This window comes from Acinetobacter sp. NIPH 298, from assembly GCF_000369505.1.
Classification (GTDB): domain Bacteria; phylum Pseudomonadota; class Gammaproteobacteria; order Pseudomonadales; family Moraxellaceae; genus Acinetobacter.
Genome location: NZ_KB850055.1, coordinates 918,578 through 938,191, shown reverse-complemented (window position 1 = coordinate 938,191; position 19,614 = coordinate 918,578). Strand labels below are relative to the sequence as shown.

The following is a 19,614-nucleotide window of genomic DNA, read 5'->3' as shown; positions in this document are numbered from 1 at the left end:
TACTGAGCACATATTTCCACATATCGATCTCATAACTACCTTAGTGTAATCAATCCAAATCTGTAACATGAAAGCTCAGTAACCAACCAAAGAAGATAATAATGTCAGGTTTCAAAAGTTTTTCTGAAAAGACCACCAAAGACGAAAATGCTAAACAGACTCAGGTGAAAGAACATTCTCAAGCGGATTCCACTACCGAACCAAAACCTGATACCACACCAAGCCCAAAAGGCAATCAAACTGAAGATAGTGAAAAAGCGGATCCAAATAACAAATAATTTGTTATCGGCAAAGTCTAAAGCTCATTAGGCTTTGTCCAGAGAAAATGAACCCCACCTAAATTTGATAAATTTCAAACTCAACTTGAGATGAAATTTGTCTGATTGAGTGGGTTTATTCATATGCCAAGCTCATCATGTTTGCTGCAAACGAAGATGTAACATATGTGTTGCGATGGTATGACGTATTCGATCAGGACGATTATGAAAATATCGCTCACTTAAACCGTCTCCTGATAAATCCTCAACCACGTCATAGCCCATTTTCTCAACGGCTTGGTGCAGTGTCTTTGTTCGAAATTGACCTCTAAGTGGCTCTTTTAAAAACCCTGTAAATTGAGATACAAATAAACTGCCTAAACGTTCGATCCCCTGCAATTGTCGATAATCAATTGAATAATCTAAAACAACTTCACTGCCCTCAGCAGCAATGATCGCTATACTTGCCAAGGTATTTAACGTGGTTTGTGGCTCTAAGTAATGCGTTGTACCCAACCAAGAAAAGAATGCAGCTTGCTCTTGTTGAAAACCACTTCGAGTTAAAGCATCTGCAATCGATTCTTTTTCGAAATCAATTGCCACAAATTCAACATTGGTCGGGATGTCTCCGAACTCTTTTAGTTTTTTTTGTTTTGCTGTCTGTGTATCAGGATGATCCACTTCAAAAATTTTTAACGCTGGGTAATACTGTGCTTGACGCAAAATAAATGAATCTAAGCCTGCACCAACCAACACATATTGTCGTACACCTCGATCAATCGCTGCATAAAGCTGATCTTCAGCGTATCGTGAACGTCCAACGACTTGTCCAGTGAGCAATCCCAATGTTCGGTTGAACACAGGAGAATTCATCATTTTCACTGTCGGTGTTGTCGTCAGTAATTTCTGCCAACCTTTGCTGGTTAGATCAAAGGCAAAAGGATCAGCAAATACTGGATTTTCAGCATTTTGAAAATGATTAGCACGTAGTGCCGCAGCAGCCTCAGCCGTTCGACTCGATTGTCCGTCTTTCATATTCCATTCCTAATTTATTTCTATCTTGCAAAAAATAAGCAGCAAATTCCATCCTTAGATAAAATTTACTGCCTTTTCACTCAACCATTTTCTTGAACCCTTTTTTCTCTCCCTATGTGAGAAATCCAATGCGGGTGTAAATAATAATGAAACAGGTCTACTCAACTAAAATCAGTTGGTTTTTTCAGCTTGAAGCGTTACCTCATAATCGTTTAAATCCATCTGTTTTAAACGTTGCTTCAATTTCTTCAACGACCAAGGCCAAGCAGCAAAGTTACGTCCATTGGCATCTAAATAATAGCTCTTACAACCACCAGCATTGAACACAGTGGTTTTCAGATGCTTTTGTACCAATTCATTATGCTTTTTGATCACCTCAGGCTTAATGTTTAATTTACCAATATTTTGCTCTTTGATTTTTAATAAACCATCGACAATATAATCAAGCTGCGCTTCTGCCAAACCAATAAACGAATCATAAACCAGAACATTTGGTCCTAACACTAAGAACGCATTAGGTACGTTTTCAATGCTGGTACCCAAATATGCTTCTGGTGAACTGCTTTTCCATAAGTCATGTAGGCACTCACCTTTTTCATTGGAAACACGCTTACCAATTGGTGGATGCGATACTTCAAAGCCTGTTCCCCAAATGATCACATCAACCTCTTGACGTTCACCATTTGCAGAAATAACAGTATTACCTTCTACTTTCACCAAACCATGTGGAATCAGTTTGACATTTTCTTGCTGTAAAGCTGGGTAATAGTTATTTGCAAATAATAAACGCTTACACCCAATGGTAAAGTTAGGCGTTACATTCTTACGTAATTCAGGGTCTTCTATCTGGAATTTTAAAATCAGTTTAGCAAGTTCACCTACAGGTTTTAATACCGCAGGGTTACGTAAACCGAAGTTGATCGCATTGAGTGACTGAGCAACAGCTTTACGCCATGTTTTTTGAATCAGTGGATATTTAGCAATCAGTGATTTGCTCACTTCACCCAAATCAGTATCAGGCTTCGGTACGACCCACGGCGCAGTACGTTGGTAAACATAGAGTTGTTTTGCCAAAGGCTGAATTTGGGGCACAAATTGAATTGCAGATGCACCCGTACCAATCACAGCGATACGCTTATCCGTCAAATCATAATCATGATTCCATTTAGCTGAATGGAACATTTCACCTTTAAATGTTTCTAAACCATCTAATTTTGGAATCTGTGCTTCGGTAATCGGTCCAGTGGCAAAAACCACAGTTCTAGACAAATATTGACCTTTGTTAGTATCAATCACCCATAAATTACGTTGGTTATCCCAAGCCGCATTGGTCAGCTCAGTACCAAATTCAATTTTTGAACTAACATTGAATTTTTCGCTGACTTCTTCTAGATAGCTTAGAATCTCAGGCTGACGTGCGAATAGGTGACTCCATTTTGCACTTGGTGCAAATGAATATGAGTACAGTGCTGACGGCACATCGCATCCACAACCTGGATACGTATTTTCACGCCATGTACCACCTACACGATTGGCTTTTTCAATAATTTTGTAATTGGTATAGCCAACTTGATCCAATCGAATCGCGGTGGCAATCCCTGAAATACCAGCACCTACAATAAAGCTGTCATAGATATGTGCAGGTAATGCTTTTTTCTCAGCTGAGTTTAATTTTTTTGCTTGAGCTGTCATTTAAAACTTCCTATCCATCGTTTAGATTCACGGCGGCGTCTTGCCGAGTTCTCATCTAAATTTCGTAATTAGCTACTACGTCTTTCACTGTACCAAAGCTTTAATCGCTTTGGTTTGTTCAGGCTCGACCTACTTTTCTTTCGGGATGAGGAGCGAATCTCCGCAAGGGCAACCATCTTGCGCAGCTACATCGCTGCTCATCCACAAAACCTGTTCACTTGTTTCATATATTTAATTCCTTCGTAAATACAAAACCTTATACTCTTCTGATACTACGCAGGTTGCGGATGACATTTCCGTGTATCAAATTCTGGCAAAAGTTTTGGTATTTACTTGGGTTACTTCATAAATCTGTACGAGTTGCCTAAGAATTTTGCATATAAATTCGGTGCAGTACGTTTCATTAACCAGAAAAGCTTGGCGTCAATCTGAGGAATGGTATAAAGCTGATCTTTATCCAAACGGTTTAAAGTCAGTTTCGCAACCTTATCACTGGTGGTAAACGCCAAATTGGTCAAGGCATAATCCAATATACCTTTGTGTGGTACTTTGCCATTTTTAATAATGTTAGTCGGAACCAGTGTTGGACATAATACATTGACCTTAATGTTGAACTTGCGAAGCTCAGCAGAAAGCGTCTCGGATAACGCACGAACACCTGCCTTACTAACGTTATAGACCGCCATTTCAGGTGCAGCGGTATAAGAAGCAGCGGATGCGACATTGATAATTGCACCATGTCCAAGTTGTTTAAACTTGGGTACAAAAGTACGGCAACCATGGATCACGCCCCACAAATTGACATCCATACACCATTGCCAATCTTCTGTGGTCATCTCATCAAATTTGCCGCCCAATCCAATACCAGCATTGTTAATCACAAGCGTGACAGGGTTCTGCATCACCTGTTCTGCTTGCTCTGCCAATTGTGTGACTTGTTCTGCCTTACTGACATCACATTGGATAGCAAAGGCTTTTTGACCCAGTTGTTCAATCAGTGAAACTGTTTCATTGGCTGCATCCAGATTGATATCTGAACAGACTACAGTTCCGCCACGCTTTGCCAGTTCAAGCGCAAAACTTCTTCCAATCCCACTACCCGCGCCCGTCACAACAGCAAATGCTTTTTGACTAGGCTTGGTTTTTTTAGCAAAGAATTTCATATATACAATCCAACAATCAGGTTTTTATGCGCCGAATTTATGCAGATGCTGCACGTACTGGCGGTACAAATTCTTTAAGAAAATAAGGCGTCAACAACCCTGTTTCTGGGTCTAATAATCGCTGTTTGTAATATTCCATATAGGCAGTGGTGTCATGATCATTCGGGTGAAAGCTTGGGCGTAAATATTCCAATATATGCATAAAGCTACTACCAAATACCCCACGTTCACTACCGAACAACAAGGCAGTGCTTTCCAACATATCTTTCATATAACGTGGGTTGATCAAATTGCTTGGTTTACGAATAAAGGGAATGAGATAACCACCCAAAGAAACTCCGCCAAGGATCGTTAAACTTGCCAATAAAAAGCCAGTCACTCTCACCCAGTAATCACCCGATAGTTCTAAAAACACATCATAGGCAATATCTTTATGCTCAGACTCTTCTAGCATGTGCCACATCCACATGGCTCGCTGTCTTTCGTCTTGAGAACCAAGAATATAGTCCTCATGCTGCATCATAAATTCAGCTAGAACAGCGGTATAGTGTTCAATACCTGCCATCAACGACAGTTGTAATGAATGCGGAAGTTTATAAATGCCATACTCAAAAACTTTATCCGCAATCGCACGAAGCAGTTCAACTGGATAATCATTTTCTTTCAGCACCTCATCGTTAAATTGATTGTGTACTTTGGAGTGAATCGCTTCCTGACCAATCAGTGAGGTTAATCTTTGTTTTAGAATAGGGTCTGTTATAAAGTCACGATGGTAACGTGCAGTTTCAATAACGACATCTTCACCAAAGGTTAAAAATATAGACAACGCATGGAAGTAAGACGTTGCCAACTCTTTATTTAAGAAGAACTTTTCATCAAGTTCTGTAGGGTTGAATTTAAAATCAAAATGACGAATCGGTATTGGCGATTTGTTCACGAAGTTCTGAACAATCCCCTGATATTTGGTACTTAATTTGTCATTAAAGACATTTCTGATGATTTGAGCAACCATTTTCGATTCCCATAAAAATAGTAAAAACTAAATAAGACAGCAACGTTGTTTCTAAGATTATTTCTGCAACTTTAACTGTCTCAATACCTCAATAATTTGCTTAGATCGAGCTATCCGAGGATTAAGCTGCTTGAACTTTAGGCGTGAACTCTTTCACAAAGAAAGGATGTAATGCCCCACCTTCTGACAGTAGTTTTTGCTTGTAGTATTCAAGATACTTGGATGTATCATGATCATTCGGATGAAAGTCTTTACGTAAGTAATCAAAGATTTGACCTTGTGTACTACCAAACACGCCATCTTTAGGACTAAAGATTAATTTCACGCCTCGTTTTGCATCTTTCCAGAATTTAGCCGTCAACATCTCTTGCGGTCGACGGAAAACGGGAACTAGTGTTGCGGAAAATGGGATCAGTCCTAAAATCGTAAAGTAAGCAAGCGCAAAGCCGCTGATCCGCAAGGCATAATTACCATTCAAAACTTGATAGACATCGTAAGCAACATCTTTATGCTCAGACTCTTCCAACATATGCCACATCCAGAGCGCACGGGTTTTCTCATCCTCGGAGAAATAAAAGTTTTGCTCATGCTGCATCATGTATTCAGCAAGTACCGCAGTAAAGTGCTCAATACCTGCCATCATCGACAGTTTTAATGGTTGCGGAAATTGAAGGAAGATATATTTAAAAAAGTTTGAACCTAAGAAACGATAAAAGGTGACTGGATAGCCCAGTGCTACAATCGCATCGTTAAATTCATTGTGTAGTTTAGAATGAATCGCTTCCTGACCAATCAATGAAGTGACACGTTGCTTTAAGATCGGATCTTTAAGTAAATCTCGATGATGACGTGCGGTTTCAATGACAAGATCTTCTCCATAAGTCAGAAATACAGAAAGCGTAGCAAAAAAAAGCGTGGCGAATTGGTTGTTCATATAAAATGACAGATCAACCTTCTCACCTTCAAATCCGATTGCTAGGTGACGAATTGGGATAGAATCTTTACTCGCAAAATCAATTTGCTCAGCGAGTGGGTTTGGCTTAAATAGACTAAAGGTCTTTTTCACTGTGTTCGCAATCATAGCAACACCCTACATTCAGTATTGAGCGGAGTTAGCTCGTGATATGACACTCCATTAAGCTCATTAACCATGGTTCTTAGAGCATCTCTATCGTTTAAACAGTGGATAGCTCATTGAAGAATCATTCGGGAAGATATTTCTGAACTTAATATTTGATAGGTCTACTGTAGACTGATCTTATGTTCGGATTCAATTCGGGTAATTTACAATTTCTTATGCTTATCAATAACGAATAAAGTGCTCATTTTTTGATGAGATAAAACTGGGATAGAACGATCAACAAACCAACTATTCATAATAGATATCAATCAATTAATAAAAATAAAATGAAAAACAACAATATAGAATCCTAGAAAAAAACCTCTATCCGACCATTTTATTACAAGTTAAAACTGAATATTAAAATTTAAGTAATTTTATTTGTTCGGATTAGAAACCCATATCTTCTATAATATTCAACAGCATGTTAATCTGACACTATGTTCGGATTTTAGTAAAACCACCATGGCAACACGTAAACCCCGTCAAGCGCGCTCAAAAGTGACCGTTGATACTATTATTGAAGCAGGTTTTATCGCTGTTGCAATGCATGGTACCAGTGGAACCACCACAAGACACATTGCAGATATTGCAGGTGTCAGTGTCGGCTCGTTGTACGAGTATTTTAAAAACAAAGAAGAAATCTACGATGCGATGGCAAAAACTTTCGTCAAAGAAGTTTTAGATATGGTCAAAGAACTCACGCCTATCATCATTGAACAAGAGTTAGAACCTTTGTTTGAAATGATTTTTTATACTTTCCGTGATTTGTTAACGCGGGATGATGATCGCTACTTAATTTGCTTAAGATATGCAACTGAACTCAAATATGAAAGATATATCAGTCAGATTGAATATGCATTGATGGATGTATTGATGAAATACATGATCCGTCATCCTCGATATTTAAAAGTAAATAATCTTAGCGTGACGGCTTATATTAGTATTAATAGCAGTATTTTTAACGTGGCACGCCATCTGATTTTACCAAACCCACAAATTAGCTTTGATGAAATGGTCAGAGGATTGAGTACCATGATTATTAGTTATATCGAAGCAGAATTAGCGAGGGCTGAAGGCTGATTTAAGTGATTATTAATAGAGTCCATAGACATTGCCAAGCGTGATGCATGCGGTGTTTTCCCATACCAGCGCTTATAGGCATGGATAAAGCTGGTCGCTTCCGCGTAGCCGAGCCATTCAGCAATCTGTTCAACCGAAGTTTGCGGTAAAGACAAATAGTAATCTGCCAAAATTTTGCGAACGTCCTCTCTAATTTTAATGAAAGTTGTGCCTTCATTGACCAAGTGACGGCGCAAGGTTCTTGAATTGAGATGCAACCGATCAGCGACGATTTCCATTGAAGGTATCTCTCCTTTGGTATGCATCAAGACTTGTTGTACATGGTGCGAATATTTTTTTTGTGATTGTCGCTTCTCTAAAATTTGACGACATTGTTGTTCTGCATGCTGCAAAGCCAACTCATTTGCCATACGCAGTTTTTGGTTTACTTTTTCAACATCGAGAATAATAAAGTTCTTGATCTCACCAAACTCTGGGACGATGCCGAATAAATCAATATAGGTTTGTAGATCGCCCTTAGGCTGAAAAGAAAATGCCAAAGCTAAGCAGAAATTTTCTGGTATCAAATCTCTTTGAACAGTCACTAAAGCGGCAATATCTCGCTCAATAATAAATTGAGACAGTGATTTGGGAATCCCCTCATCGATTGTGAACTCGATGCGAATACCTTGTTCTTGCTCAGAAACAATAAACTGGGTAAATGCAAAAGTTAATGGAAAATATGCCAAGGCAAAATCGAGTGCTTCACGAATATTGGCAGCACTCATTAGTGCTAAACCCAACGAGCCAAAAGTAGTGAAATGGTAGCGTGTTCCAACTTCTAAACCCAACATGGGTCTATGCCCAAGCTGTTCAACCAAATTTCCGACCAGTTGTAATTCCTGTTGTGCCGATACCGCCATATTTGGATCAAGCAAGTGCTGTTGATCTAAGCCTGTTCCTTTTAATATGAGCTGATAATCGACACCTAACTCTGCTGCAAAATCAGCCATGAGTCGAACACTATGTATACTTCGATCAAATGCCCATGCGTACGTCAATGTACATTTCCAAATGTCCTCGAATCACAATATTTTGTCCGCATCCATCCTCTAAATCAATAGCTTTAACCACTATTCTATATTCTTTTATCGATTGCCCTCTTTCCCAATCGTGCGAGCAGACCATGTTAAAGCCATCATCCAATTCAAATAAAAATATCCGTATCGCCATTATAGGAACAGGCTTTGGTGGATTAGGGCTTGCCATCCGCCTAAAACAAGCGGGTTTCAATCAGTTTACTTTATTTGAAAAAGCTGGAGATGTGGGCGGCGTTTGGCGTGATAATACATATCCGGGCGCGGCTTGTGATGTGCCTTCACACTTGTATTCATTTTCTTTTGAACAAGATCTCGGCTGGAAAAATCGTTACGGCACTTCGCAAGAAATTCATCAATATTTACGTCATTGTGCTGATAAATATCAAATTCGCCCACATGTTCAGTTTAATACTGAAATCGCAAGTGCAGACTTTGATGAAGTGCAAGGGCTATGGCAGATTCAAAGTACAACAGGTGAAAAATTTGAAGCAGAGTTTCTGATTGCGGCAGTCGGTCAACTGAATCGACCTGCTTATCCAAAAATTAAAGGCATTGAACATTTCAAAGGCAAAGCATTTCATTCTGCGCGTTGGGAACATGACTATGATTTAAGTCATAAACGTGTCGCCGTGATTGGTACAGGTGCTAGTGCCATTCAGTTTGTGCCGGAAATCGCTAAACAGGTCGCCCATTTAGATGTATACCAACGTTCAGCACCTTATGTTATTCCAAAGCCAGACCGCATTTACTCTACACTTACTCGTAAGGCTTTTCAAAAGCTACCGATCTTGCAAAGCCTTGATCGTATGTATCAGTACAGTTATAACGAAAGTGTTCTTAAGGGCTTTACCATTACCCTCAATGAAATCCCGCTCGTGGAATATATGTTTCAACGCCATATTCGCAAGGAAATCAAAGATCCTCATTTCCGCCATCAGTTAATGCCTGATTATCCAATTGGTTGTAAGCGTATTCTGATTTCTAATTATTGGTATGAAAGCTTAATTCGACCCAATGTAGAAGTCATCAACAACGATATTGAAGAAATCACTGAAACAGGGATCGTCGATAAAAATGGTACTTTGCGTGAAGTTGATGCCATTATTTATGGGACTGGATTTGCAGCAACTGATTTTATGGCACCCATGCAAATTACAGGTTTAAAAGGCACAACCTTAAAAGAACAATGGCAAGACGGTGCCGAAGCATATTTGGGCTTAACGGTGAGTGGCTTCCCCAATTTCTTTATGCTGTATGGTCCAAATACCAACCTTGGACACAATTCGATTGTATATATGATTGAAAGTCAGGTGAATTATATTATTGATGCACTTCAAACCCATATTCAAAAGAACTTATTATTTACCAATTTGAAAGCAGAGCATCAGCAAAACTTTAACCAAGAAATTCAAGCAAGAATGAAAACCACCATGTGGTCACAAGGCTGTAGCAGTTGGTATCAAACCGCGACAGGAAAAAATACCAATAATTGGCCCGGTTTCACTTTTGAATATCGCCAACGAACGCGTCGCTTTGATCTTGAACATTATGTTCAAGTTCCAGTGGTTTCCAATTAAGGCACGATCATAAAAACAAAGGATAGATGAAATGAAAACATTTACAGATAAAGTTGCAGCGATCACGGGTGCAGGATCAGGTATTGGTCAGGCATTGGCAATTGCTTTGGCTAAACAAGGATGTAACCTTGCACTCTCGGATGTCAGTGAAACAGGCTTGGCGAATACAGTGGCACTGCTACAAGCATTTCCAGTCAAAGTCACAACACAGAAAGTAGATGTAGCAACACGTGATGAAATCGCAGCTTGGGCAAAAACTGTGGTAGAGCAACATGGCAAAGTGAATCTAATTTTCAACAATGCAGGTGTTGCACTTGGCAGTACCGCCGAAGGTGTAAGTTATGAAGATCTTGAATGGTTGATTGGAATTAATTTTTGGGGTGTGGTTTATGGCACCAAAGAGTTTTTACCTTATCTAAAACAAAGTGCGGATGGGCATATCATCAATATTTCGAGTATGTTTGGATTGACTGCGCAACCCACCCAAAGTGCTTACAATGCCAGTAAATTTGCAGTGCGTGGTTTCACCGAGTCACTCCGTCAAGAACTGGATATCGAAAACTCAGGCGTGAGTGCGACCTGTATCCACCCGGGTGGTATTCGTACCAATATCGCCAAAGCTGCACGTATGAATAACAGTGTCACAAGCTTAGGTATGGATCCTGTCAAAAGTCAGGACGCTTTTGATAAATTACTGCGTACACCAGCCGATGAAGCTGCAAATTTAATTTTAAATGCAGTTCAAAAAAATCGTCGTCGTTTACTGATCGGTGCAGATGCGAAAGCGGTTGATGCCATTCAGCGTTTATTTCCTCAGGGTTATCAAAAGCTTTTTGCGACAGCAACCGCATTACAAGCGCGATTTATGAAATAAGACTTTTGTTGATTAAATTCACCGTTGGCTTAACAACGGTGAATCTCCCTACCGTCTTATTCAGCCAAATCTTCCAAGAAATCGAAAGTAGGTACAAAGAATAAACTACCTGAAACAGCTGTACTGAAATCAAGTAAACGATCTACGTGACCATTTTCTTTGCCAAGGAACATATTCTCTAACATGGTCTTGGTGATATTGAAGGAACGAGAGTATCCGATAAAGAAAGTACCCGACTCTCCTTCAGATGGATTGGAAAATGGCATATTTGCTCTGAGAATTTTTAACTCATTGCCATCAGCATCATGTGCTTTACTCACAACATTATGTGCATTTTGCGGTTTAACATCATCGCTTAATTCAACATCATCATATTTCTTTCGACCAATTACTTTCTCTTGTTCTTCGGTACTTAGTCCTTTCCACATCTCCATGTTATGTAAATACTTTTGGATAAAGACATAGCTGCCACCAAGAAACTCAACATCTTCTTGACCAACATAAGCAATCTCTTTAGCGATTTCATGTTCGGGATTTTCTGTACCATCCACGAATCCTAAAATTGCACGACCATCAAAGTATCTAAACCCTTTGGTTTCACTGATTGGATAGCTGCTCTCTTTGAGTTGATCATGAATAATGGAAGCCAATTCATAGCAAATCGCCATTTGATTGGCACGAATATGGAAAAATAAATCACCCGGGGTGGCAACTGCTGTGTGCTTTGAACCTTTGATTTCTTGAAAGGGTTGCAGTTCTTTAGGTTTATTCAAATCTGGAAATAGCAGATCCCACGCATGAGAGCCAATCCCTACTGAAGCGCTAAATTGACTATTTGGAAAGCGATTAGCCATACTTCGGACTAAAGCTGAAAAATTGGCGAGGAAGTCAATAATTCCTGAATGATCAGGATTACTATTGATGCCTAGAACAATAAATAATGCATTTTCGCCAGCAAGATTGTTAATAACAGGCTGTGGTCTTAAAGGTATATTCATAATTTTTAGGAATAATAGAACGCAAACCCCTATCCTACACAAATCAATGCCTTAGGTATCAAACTCCTCACAAATTTTTACTATTTATATAAAACGAAACTATCGCCACGACAGAAACTAGCCAACGTTAAATTTGACTGTTTCGCCATCTCAATCGCCATACTGGTCGGTGCTGAAATCGTCGCTAATAAAGCAATATTGTATTGAGCACATTTACGGATTAATTCATAGCTAGCACGGCTGGTCATGACCACAAAACCTTCAGCGACATTTAAGTTTTGCTCGGCTAAATAACCCAATAATTTGTCTAAAGCATTGTGACGACCAACATCTTCAAATAAAGCCACGATGTGTCCTTTCACCACCCACGCCGCAGCGTGTGCACCACCCGTCAGTTCACTGATTTTTTGTCGGGTTTTGAGTTGAGCAATCGCGTGTGGAATTTGATTGAACCATGTCGTGCAAACTTGTGTACTGACCACAGGTAGATTCGAATAAAGCTGTTTTAGACTTTCAATGCCACACAAACCACATCCTGTTTGCCCAACCATCATGCGACGCTGCTGCTTTAATCCCATAAAGGCTCTAGCTGAAATCTCCATATCAACTTGGATACCCAGTTCATTTTGGCTAATTTCTAGCGAATACAATTCCGTTAAACTTTGCAAGATGCCTTCGGACAAACTAAAACCTTTGGCAAACACCTCAATATCTGAAGGCGTTGCCATCATCACCGCATGAGAAATTCCGTTGTAGATGAGTGCCACAGGATATTCTTGAACAATATAATCCAGTTGGTCTTCGGAAACATCTCGATGAAAACGATGCACTTGCATCGTCTCATAGCCTAACTTCTGCGCTTCCACTCTATGTACTCTCTATTCCACATCGCTTGATTAAAATTTCTTGATAGATCTAAAAAAGTTATGCACCGCTGACTCTTTCGTTGGCATGTTCTGGATCGACTTCAACTGCCAAATTGAAATGTTCAGGGACCTGTCCTGCATGTAAAATAACGGGAACACTTTTCGATGCAGGAATTTTGGCATATTTATCATGGCTACCCAAAGCCACCAGTGGATTGGTTTCAGGATAGTACGCAGCCAAACTTCCTTTTGGAATGTTATAGGGCACGATACGGAAACTATGCACAATCCGCTTCACGCCATCGGAGAATACACTTTCAATATCCACCCATTGATCTGCTTCAAAACCAGCCTCATCAATATCAGTTTGATTCATGAACAGGACACGTCGCTGCCCATACACACCACGATAGCGATCATCTAAACCATATAAAGTCGTGTTGTACTGATCATGCGAACGTGTGGTCATCAAGGTATAAACCTGTTGTTCACTATAAGCAGCAGCGTATTGATTTTCTTTGTCTTCATAGACTTCCGTCAACGGCGTAATCAAGAACTGCGCCTTACCACTTGGTGTATTCCAAACATGTTGATTGGCTGGATGTTCTAAATGAAAACCGCTCGGTTGATAGACCCGTTGATTAAAATCATGAAACTCATCAAACACGTCTGCAATGGAATCACGAATGCGATCGTAGCTCTCGATATACCATTTCCATTTGACTTGACTATCAAGCAAAGTTGCTTCAGCCATTCGTGCCACAATATCGGGTTCAGATAAGATATTCTCCGAGATTGGCGGGTTTCGTCCTGCCGAAAGATGGACATTGCTCATTGAGTCTTCAACGGAAATTGCCTGAGCGCCATGAAGTTGCTTGTCTACTTCGGTACGCCCGAGACAAGGTAAAATTAAAGCATCCTTACCGCAAACCAAATGGCTTCGATTCATTTTAGTGGCAATATGTACTGTTAAATTGCAACGCTTTAACGCTTCCTGCGTATACGGCGTATCGGGTGTTGCAACGGCAAAATTCCCACCTAAGCCAATGAATACTTTTACCCTATTGTCATACATTGCCTTAATGGTATCGACTACCCCAAAACCATGTTTGCGTGGTGATTGAATTCCAAACACACGATCAATGCTATCTAATAATTTATCACTCGGATTTTCATTGATTCCCATGGTGCGGTCACCCTGCACATTACTATGTCCTCGTACTGGACATAAACCTGCCCCGGGACGACCAATATGTCCTCTTGCCAACATTAAATTGGCGAGCATGTGGATATTGGCAGTGCCATGACGATGCTGAGTAATCCCCATGCCCCAACAGAAAATGGCTTTTTTCGCATCAAGAAACATTTGAGCGATAGATTCTAAATGTTCGGGTGAAAGTCCTGTGTGTTTATGAATTTGTGACCATTCCGTGCGATCAATCTCTTTTAGCATTTCCTCAAAACCAATGGTATTCATCTCGATGAAACTACGGTCAAATACACTTGGCTTACTCTTGGCAATGGCTTTTTTGTCCCATTCAGACAAATGTTTAAGTACACCAAATAATAAAGCGTAATCACCACCGATTTTAGGCTGAAAATAATAACGGCTAATCGGCGTACTACCATTGGTCATCATTTCCAAAGGGGCTTGAGGATCTTGGAACCGCTCTAAACCACGCTCTTTGATTGGATTAATCGCAATAATATTGCCTCCACGTTTGGAGACTTCTCTAAGCGTTGCCAACATGCGGGGGTGATTGGTTCCTGGATTATGTCCAAAACTAAAAATCGCATCTGCTTGATCGAAGTCATCCAAAGTTACTGTGCCTTTACCTAAACCAATCGCATCTTTTAGACCAACGCTGGTGGTTTCATGGCACATATTGGAACAGTCTGGAAAATTATTGGTTCCAAAACTTCGTACAAACAGTTGATACAAAAAGGCAGCTTCATTACTGGTACGGCCAGAGGTATAAAATGCAGCTTGGTGAGGATGATCTAAAGCATGTAAATGTTTGGCGATCAATTGGAATGCATCATCCCAAGAAATTGGCACATATTTATCTAATGCTGGATCGTAACGCATTGGGTCAGTTAAACGACCTAAGTCCTCAAGATAAAAATCACTCTGCTCAGTCAACCAACTGACAGTATGTTGAGCAAAAAATTCAGGTGTTACGGTTTTACTGGTTGCTTCAAAGGCAACTGCTTTTGCACCGTTCTCACAAAAGTTAAAGGCATGTGCATCTTTCTTTTCAGGCCATGCACAACCTGGACAGTCAAACCCCGTTGGTTGATTAATGTTGAGTAAAGTGATTGACCCTTTTTTCAAAATGTCTTGACGTTTGAGATTGCGAGCAACGCTTAATAATGCTCCCCACCCACCTGCGGGTTGGGTATAAGGCTCAATTCGGGCATATCCTGTATCTTCTTGTTTATGTTTAGCTTGTTCTAACTCATTCATCGAATTGCCCTCATTTGAGCTATTTTTCATGTCTACTCGATAGTAGGTGTAACACGGAAAGAGGATATTTTCTATTCTCAATTGGTTAGATAATTTTTGTTTTCAAGGATTACCTAAAGATAATATTTATAAATTTGAATAATTAAATCATAGTCTTAAAATAAAGATTTCTGTAAAAAGCGATGATTTGAATTTAATTTTCGTGTGAACATTCAAACATTAAATGACGCATTCTTTTTATTTTGGATAAAAAAACTGACTAACGAATGCTCAAATCGCTAGTCAGAGAGATAAACTAAATTATGGGTTAAGTTCATGCAATTAATGTTGTTGCTGAGACGAATGCTGGACTTGGGTCGCATTTTGCTTTTGCTGAGAAGGCATATAATCAGGCTGATGACTCACGGCAAGAAAGAAGAAAACTAAAAATAAACAACCGAATAAAATACTTATCCCAACCGTAATATATGGGAACTTTTGTGGCTTCTGAGACATATCATCTGCTCCTAAAATCATAAATTTCAAATTTTGAAAAACTAAATCGTGGTCAGTGCTCTATAACTCGCACCATTTTGAATACGGGTTTGCATGTATTCGGCATAGACCGATAATTTTTCAAAGATATGCTCTGCATAGAACATATCTTCAATGAGATGGCTGGCTTGACTCTTGCTGAACTGACCAATTTGCGAGACAAGATTTGCATTTAAATCCGAAAACAACATACAAAGCGTTTTATGCCATTCATCTTTATTTTTAAACAATAATTTCCTGGTATTAATCAGATCATCATTGACTATACTTTTTGCTACATCTGCATGAATTACATTAATTTTTATATCAAAATACGCTTGCAATATGTTGCGTTGTTCATCATCTATAACTAGATGCGTAATCAAGAAAATATGGGATATATCTGTTCGACAGAGTGCTTTGACCAAGCTCCGATAGAGGAAATCTTCTTCGCTTGTCATGTCATCAACCAGATCAAGATGGAGTTTGAGGCTCTGAATTACATCTTCAATCTTTAGATTGATACTTCTTTCGGCCTGATAGTATTGATTCAAAACTGACAACACCGATGAAGCAACAGGCGTGGTATAGATCACAGCTTGATTTAGATTCGCGATAATAAATGGTGCAAATAAATAAGCCAGATTATTATCGTTTTGCGCAATTTCTGCTTGCGCGATATACGCTATTTTCTCTTTAGAGAAATCTCTAAGCACTTTTGCACGTAACAAGGTCGCTTCTAGATTTACATAATCAAGTGCGAGCTGTTTTTGCACCGATTGCGAAGGTGTTGTCTCTTTAAAAATCCGAGTCATCGCATTCAATTGCTTCGTCACAAACATCGTCATACGCCCTTAAGTCCAAATCATTTTTTTGAACGAGCTAGCAATCATTGCAACGGATACCAAGCAAGTTGCTTCGTTCAAACTGTTATTGTGGATGAGATATTAATACTTGAATAGCGACAGAGTTTGACTAAAAAAATATAACAGATTATTCATTCCTCTAGATTCTGTTATAAAATTAAAGCACTTAATGCTGCATTCTCATAAACAGAGTAAATTTGGACGCGTGACCTTATGTATAAATCAGAACAGTTGGCGCATAAGCTTAAACTTCTCATCGAGAATGGTACGTGGCAAGCGCATAGCAAATTACCTTCGTTACGCGAGCAAGTACAAATCTCAGGTTTTAGTTTAATTACAGTGATGAACGCTTACCAAGAACTTGAAGCACAAGGACTGATTTATTCAAAAGAAAAATCAGGTTATTTTGTTGCAGAACAAAGCCCGCCACAGATTCCCCAGACCTATTCTGTGGTTTCTTTAAATCCTAAAATTGAAATTAACTCACTGGTTTTTAAATACCTGAAATCTATTCAGTCCAAACAAGTCAGCCCTTTAGGTTCAGCCTTTCCAGACAGTCAATTGCTCTATCCGCCCAAGCTCATTCAAATTATGGGACAACTGGCACGTAATCGGCATAGTTACGATCAAACCTCAAACCTACCACCGGGAAACTTAGCCTTAAGAAAACTGATTGCCCAACGCTATTGTATGCAAGGCATTCCAACTGAGGCAGATGATATTGTCATTACATCAGGTGGTTTAGATGCACTTAACCTTTCTCTGCAAGCGATTACGCAACCGGGCGATTATATTTTATTGCAACAAACCATCTTTTATGGCGCTTGGCAAGCGGCTGAACGTTTGGGTTTAAAAGTCATTACCATTCCCGAACACCCTCAGCATGGTTTTGATCTTGAAGCATTTGAGCAAGTGATTCGAGATTATCCGATTAAAGTATGTTGGTTCATGCTAAATGCGCATAACCCCATTGGATTTACCGTAAGCGAAGAGATTAAATATAAAATCGCAAAGCTTTTACATGAGCATCAAATTCATTTGATTGAAGATGATGTCTATGAAGAACTATTTTATGGTCACCAAAAACCGTTACCGATGAAGTACTTTGATCAACAAAATTTGGTATTACACTGCTCTTCTTTTTCAAAAACCTTGGGCTCAGGTTTTCGTGTAGGCTGGGTTTATGCAGGCAAATTCTCAGAGCATATCCAACATTTGCAACTGATGAGTACTATTTCAGCGAATGCATTGATTCAAAATGCACTGGTTGAGTTTCTTTCACATCATCATTATGAAAAGCACTTAAGAACACTTCGACGCACTTTAGAAAAAAATAAAAAGCAATTTTTTCATTATCTGAAACAGCATTTACCTCAAGGCTGCAAAGTATATAACTATCCAAGTGGTTTTTTTCTTTGGATTCAACTGCCTGACAAGGTCAGTAGTATGCAGGTGTATGAACAATTGATTCGGCGTCAAGTCGGTGTTGCCCCTAGTCCATTATTTAATGTTTTGCCCTCTCATCAACAATTCATTCGCATGAATTGTTCTTTTGATTGGACTGAGCAGATTCAACACGCCGTTGAACTATTTATTGATGTTATTCAGGAGGGAATGTAATTTACTGCACTATAAAAAAACGACCTTAAAGCACTCGCTCTAAGATCGTCTTGATTCACCCAGTTAAAGTTAACCTGGGAAAATTCCGCGTTCCATACGTGCTTTCAGGATGCGTTCACAACCCAAAATAAAGGCAGCAGTTCTGAGGCTACATGCTTTTTCACTTGCGGTATGCCATACATCGTTGATCGCTTGGATCATCAACTTATCTAGTCTTTGATTGATTTCATCTTCTGACCAGAAATAACTCGCCATATCTTGAACCCATTCAAAATAACTTACGGTTACACCGCCCGCGTTACAAATTACATCTGGCACAATCGTGACCCCACGTTTGATCAACATGTCATCTGCGTCAGGATAGGTTGGACCGTTTGCACCTTCGAGAACCAATTTCGCTGTGATTTTTTCAGCACGTTCAACAGTAATTTGTCCTTCCAATGCTGCTGGAATCAAAATATCCATCTCAACAGACCAGAACTCTTCATCACTAATTGCTTGCGCGCCAGCAAAGCCACCTACACCTTGGTTTTTCTCAAAATAAACTTTTAGTTCTTCTAAGTTAATGCCTTCAGGATTGTAAATAGTGCCTGTATGATCCTGAATCGTCACAATTTTCGATCCCGATTCAACAAACAAGTAAGCCGCTTCGCTACCCACGTTACCAAAACCTTGGACCGCAATTTTTGCGCCTTCTAAAGGAAGTTTGATCTTGTCTGCAACTTGTTGACCTGTGATAAACACCCCACGACCAGTCGCTTTGACACGACCTAATGAACCGCCTAAATGTACAGGTTTACCCGTTACAACACCTGTTACGGTATGACCTTGACCAGATGAATAGGTATCCATAATCCAACCCATTACGTTTGCATTGGTACCTACATCAGGTGCTGGAATATCTTTTTGTGGCCCAATGATATGACTGATTTCACTGGTATAACGACGTGTTAAACGCTCTAACTCACGTGGTGAAAGTTTACGTGGATCTACACGTACACCACCTTTTGCTCCGCCGAATGGAAGATTTAATACCGCAGTTTTAATGGTCATCCATGCAGACAGTGCCATTACTTCATTCAAATCTACATCTGGATGATAGCGAATACCGCCCTTACCCGGTCCACGTGATAAATTGTGTTGAACACGATAGCCTTCAAAATGTTGGATCGTACCATCATCCATCACAATCGGCACATCTACAATCAAAGCGCGTTTAGGGCGTTTGAGTGTATCGATATAATCTGCTAAATGCTCTAGATAAGGAGCAACACGATCAATTTGTTCGAGATAGGTTGACCATGGACCGTTATTTTGAGAGATATAAGATAAATTAGACATTGTCTATCCTCATAAAATTAAAAATTGATGAAGCGACTACTTGCGCAGCCG

General features: G+C 39.6%; 17 protein-coding genes. 5 read left to right on the top strand and 12 right to left on the bottom strand.

Features of this window, described 5'->3' with window-relative positions:
• Window positions 1–101 precede the first annotated feature (101 nt).
• On the top strand, window positions 102–278 hold the full coding sequence (locus tag F903_RS16695; RefSeq protein ID WP_005196575.1) for a hypothetical protein: 177 nt from the start codon (window positions 102–104) through the stop codon (window positions 276–278).
• A 135-nt stretch (window positions 279–413) separates the two neighbouring features.
• Here F903_RS16695 and F903_RS09435 read toward each other — a convergent pair whose 3' ends face one another.
• From F903_RS09435 to F903_RS09415, 5 genes are all read right to left on the bottom strand, one after another.
• Window positions 414–1,292 (bottom strand): class I SAM-dependent methyltransferase, encoded by an 879-nt coding sequence (locus tag F903_RS09435; protein ID WP_005196574.1) that lies wholly within the window; start codon window positions 1,290–1,292, stop codon window positions 414–416.
• A gap of 171 nt (window positions 1,293–1,463) precedes the next feature.
• Window positions 1,464–2,984, bottom strand: coding sequence for a flavin-containing monooxygenase (locus tag F903_RS09430; protein WP_005196573.1), 1,521 nt, complete (start codon window positions 2,982–2,984; stop codon window positions 1,464–1,466).
• 338 nt (window positions 2,985–3,322) lie between these two features.
• On the bottom strand, window positions 3,323–4,147 hold the full coding sequence (locus tag F903_RS09425; protein ID WP_005196572.1) for an SDR family NAD(P)-dependent oxidoreductase: 825 nt from the start codon (window positions 4,145–4,147) through the stop codon (window positions 3,323–3,325).
• A 37-nt stretch (window positions 4,148–4,184) separates the two neighbouring features.
• Window positions 4,185–5,159 carry a metal-dependent hydrolase gene (locus F903_RS09420; protein WP_005196571.1) on the bottom strand — a complete coding sequence of 325 codons (975 nt, stop codon included), beginning with the start codon at window positions 5,157–5,159 and terminating at the stop codon, window positions 4,185–4,187.
• Between the two features lie 121 nt (window positions 5,160–5,280).
• Window positions 5,281–6,240 (bottom strand): metal-dependent hydrolase, encoded by a 960-nt coding sequence (locus F903_RS09415; protein ID WP_005196570.1) that lies wholly within the window; start codon window positions 6,238–6,240, stop codon window positions 5,281–5,283.
• Window positions 6,241–6,744: 504 nt separating this feature from the next.
• Here F903_RS09415 and F903_RS09410 point away from each other — a divergent pair.
• A complete protein-coding gene (locus tag F903_RS09410) occupies window positions 6,745–7,362 on the top strand; it encodes a TetR/AcrR family transcriptional regulator (protein WP_005196569.1) in 618 nt (205 codons plus the stop codon).
• On the opposite strand, the gene F903_RS09405 is transcribed toward F903_RS09410, so the two are convergent.
• Window positions 7,326–8,402, bottom strand: a complete 1,077-nt coding sequence (locus F903_RS09405) for an AraC family transcriptional regulator (protein ID WP_051065078.1) — start codon at window positions 8,400–8,402, stop codon at window positions 7,326–7,328. The two genes, F903_RS09410 and F903_RS09405, sit on opposite strands and share 37 nt — an antisense overlap.
• Window positions 8,403–8,527: 125 nt before the next feature.
• Here F903_RS09405 and F903_RS09400 point away from each other — a divergent pair, with 125 nt between their 5' ends.
• Both F903_RS09400 and F903_RS09395 read left to right on the top strand, forming a co-directional pair.
• A complete protein-coding gene (locus F903_RS09400) occupies window positions 8,528–10,018 on the top strand; it encodes a flavin-containing monooxygenase (protein ID WP_005196567.1) in 1,491 nt (496 codons plus the stop codon).
• A 31-nt stretch (window positions 10,019–10,049) separates the two neighbouring features.
• Window positions 10,050–10,892, top strand: coding sequence for an SDR family NAD(P)-dependent oxidoreductase (locus tag F903_RS09395; protein WP_005196566.1), 843 nt, complete (start codon window positions 10,050–10,052; stop codon window positions 10,890–10,892).
• A gap of 56 nt (window positions 10,893–10,948) precedes the next feature.
• Here the strand turns inward: F903_RS09395 and F903_RS09390 are convergent, their stop codons facing one another.
• From F903_RS09390 to F903_RS09370, 5 genes are all read right to left on the bottom strand, one after another.
• Complete coding sequence (locus tag F903_RS09390; protein WP_005196565.1) at window positions 10,949–11,890, bottom strand: Dyp-type peroxidase; 942 nt, start codon at window positions 11,888–11,890, stop codon at window positions 10,949–10,951.
• Window positions 11,891–11,970: 80 nt separating this feature from the next.
• Window positions 11,971–12,726: a formate dehydrogenase accessory sulfurtransferase FdhD gene (fdhD, locus tag F903_RS09385; RefSeq protein ID WP_416202027.1), complete on the bottom strand. Its 756-nt coding sequence runs from the start codon at window positions 12,724–12,726 to the stop codon at window positions 11,971–11,973.
• A gap of 88 nt (window positions 12,727–12,814) precedes the next feature.
• Window positions 12,815–15,223 carry an FdhF/YdeP family oxidoreductase gene (locus F903_RS09380; protein ID WP_005196563.1) on the bottom strand — a complete coding sequence of 803 codons (2,409 nt, stop codon included), beginning with the start codon at window positions 15,221–15,223 and terminating at the stop codon, window positions 12,815–12,817.
• Window positions 15,224–15,544: 321 nt separating this feature from the next.
• Window positions 15,545–15,718: a cbb3-type cytochrome oxidase assembly protein gene (locus F903_RS16690; protein WP_005196561.1), complete on the bottom strand. Its 174-nt coding sequence runs from the start codon at window positions 15,716–15,718 to the stop codon at window positions 15,545–15,547.
• 41 nt (window positions 15,719–15,759) lie between these two features.
• Window positions 15,760–16,578, bottom strand: a complete 819-nt coding sequence (locus tag F903_RS09370) for a hypothetical protein (protein WP_005196559.1) — start codon at window positions 16,576–16,578, stop codon at window positions 15,760–15,762.
• A gap of 237 nt (window positions 16,579–16,815) precedes the next feature.
• Here F903_RS09370 and F903_RS09365 point away from each other — a divergent pair, with 237 nt between their 5' ends.
• Complete coding sequence (locus F903_RS09365) at window positions 16,816–18,222, top strand: aminotransferase-like domain-containing protein (protein WP_005196557.1); 1,407 nt, start codon at window positions 16,816–16,818, stop codon at window positions 18,220–18,222.
• Between the two features lie 69 nt (window positions 18,223–18,291).
• Here the strand turns inward: F903_RS09365 and F903_RS09360 are convergent, their stop codons facing one another.
• Entirely contained in the window at window positions 18,292–19,563 is a 1,272-nt protein-coding gene (locus F903_RS09360; RefSeq protein ID WP_005196556.1) for a Glu/Leu/Phe/Val family dehydrogenase, read from the bottom strand.
• Window positions 19,564–19,614 lie beyond the last annotated feature (51 nt).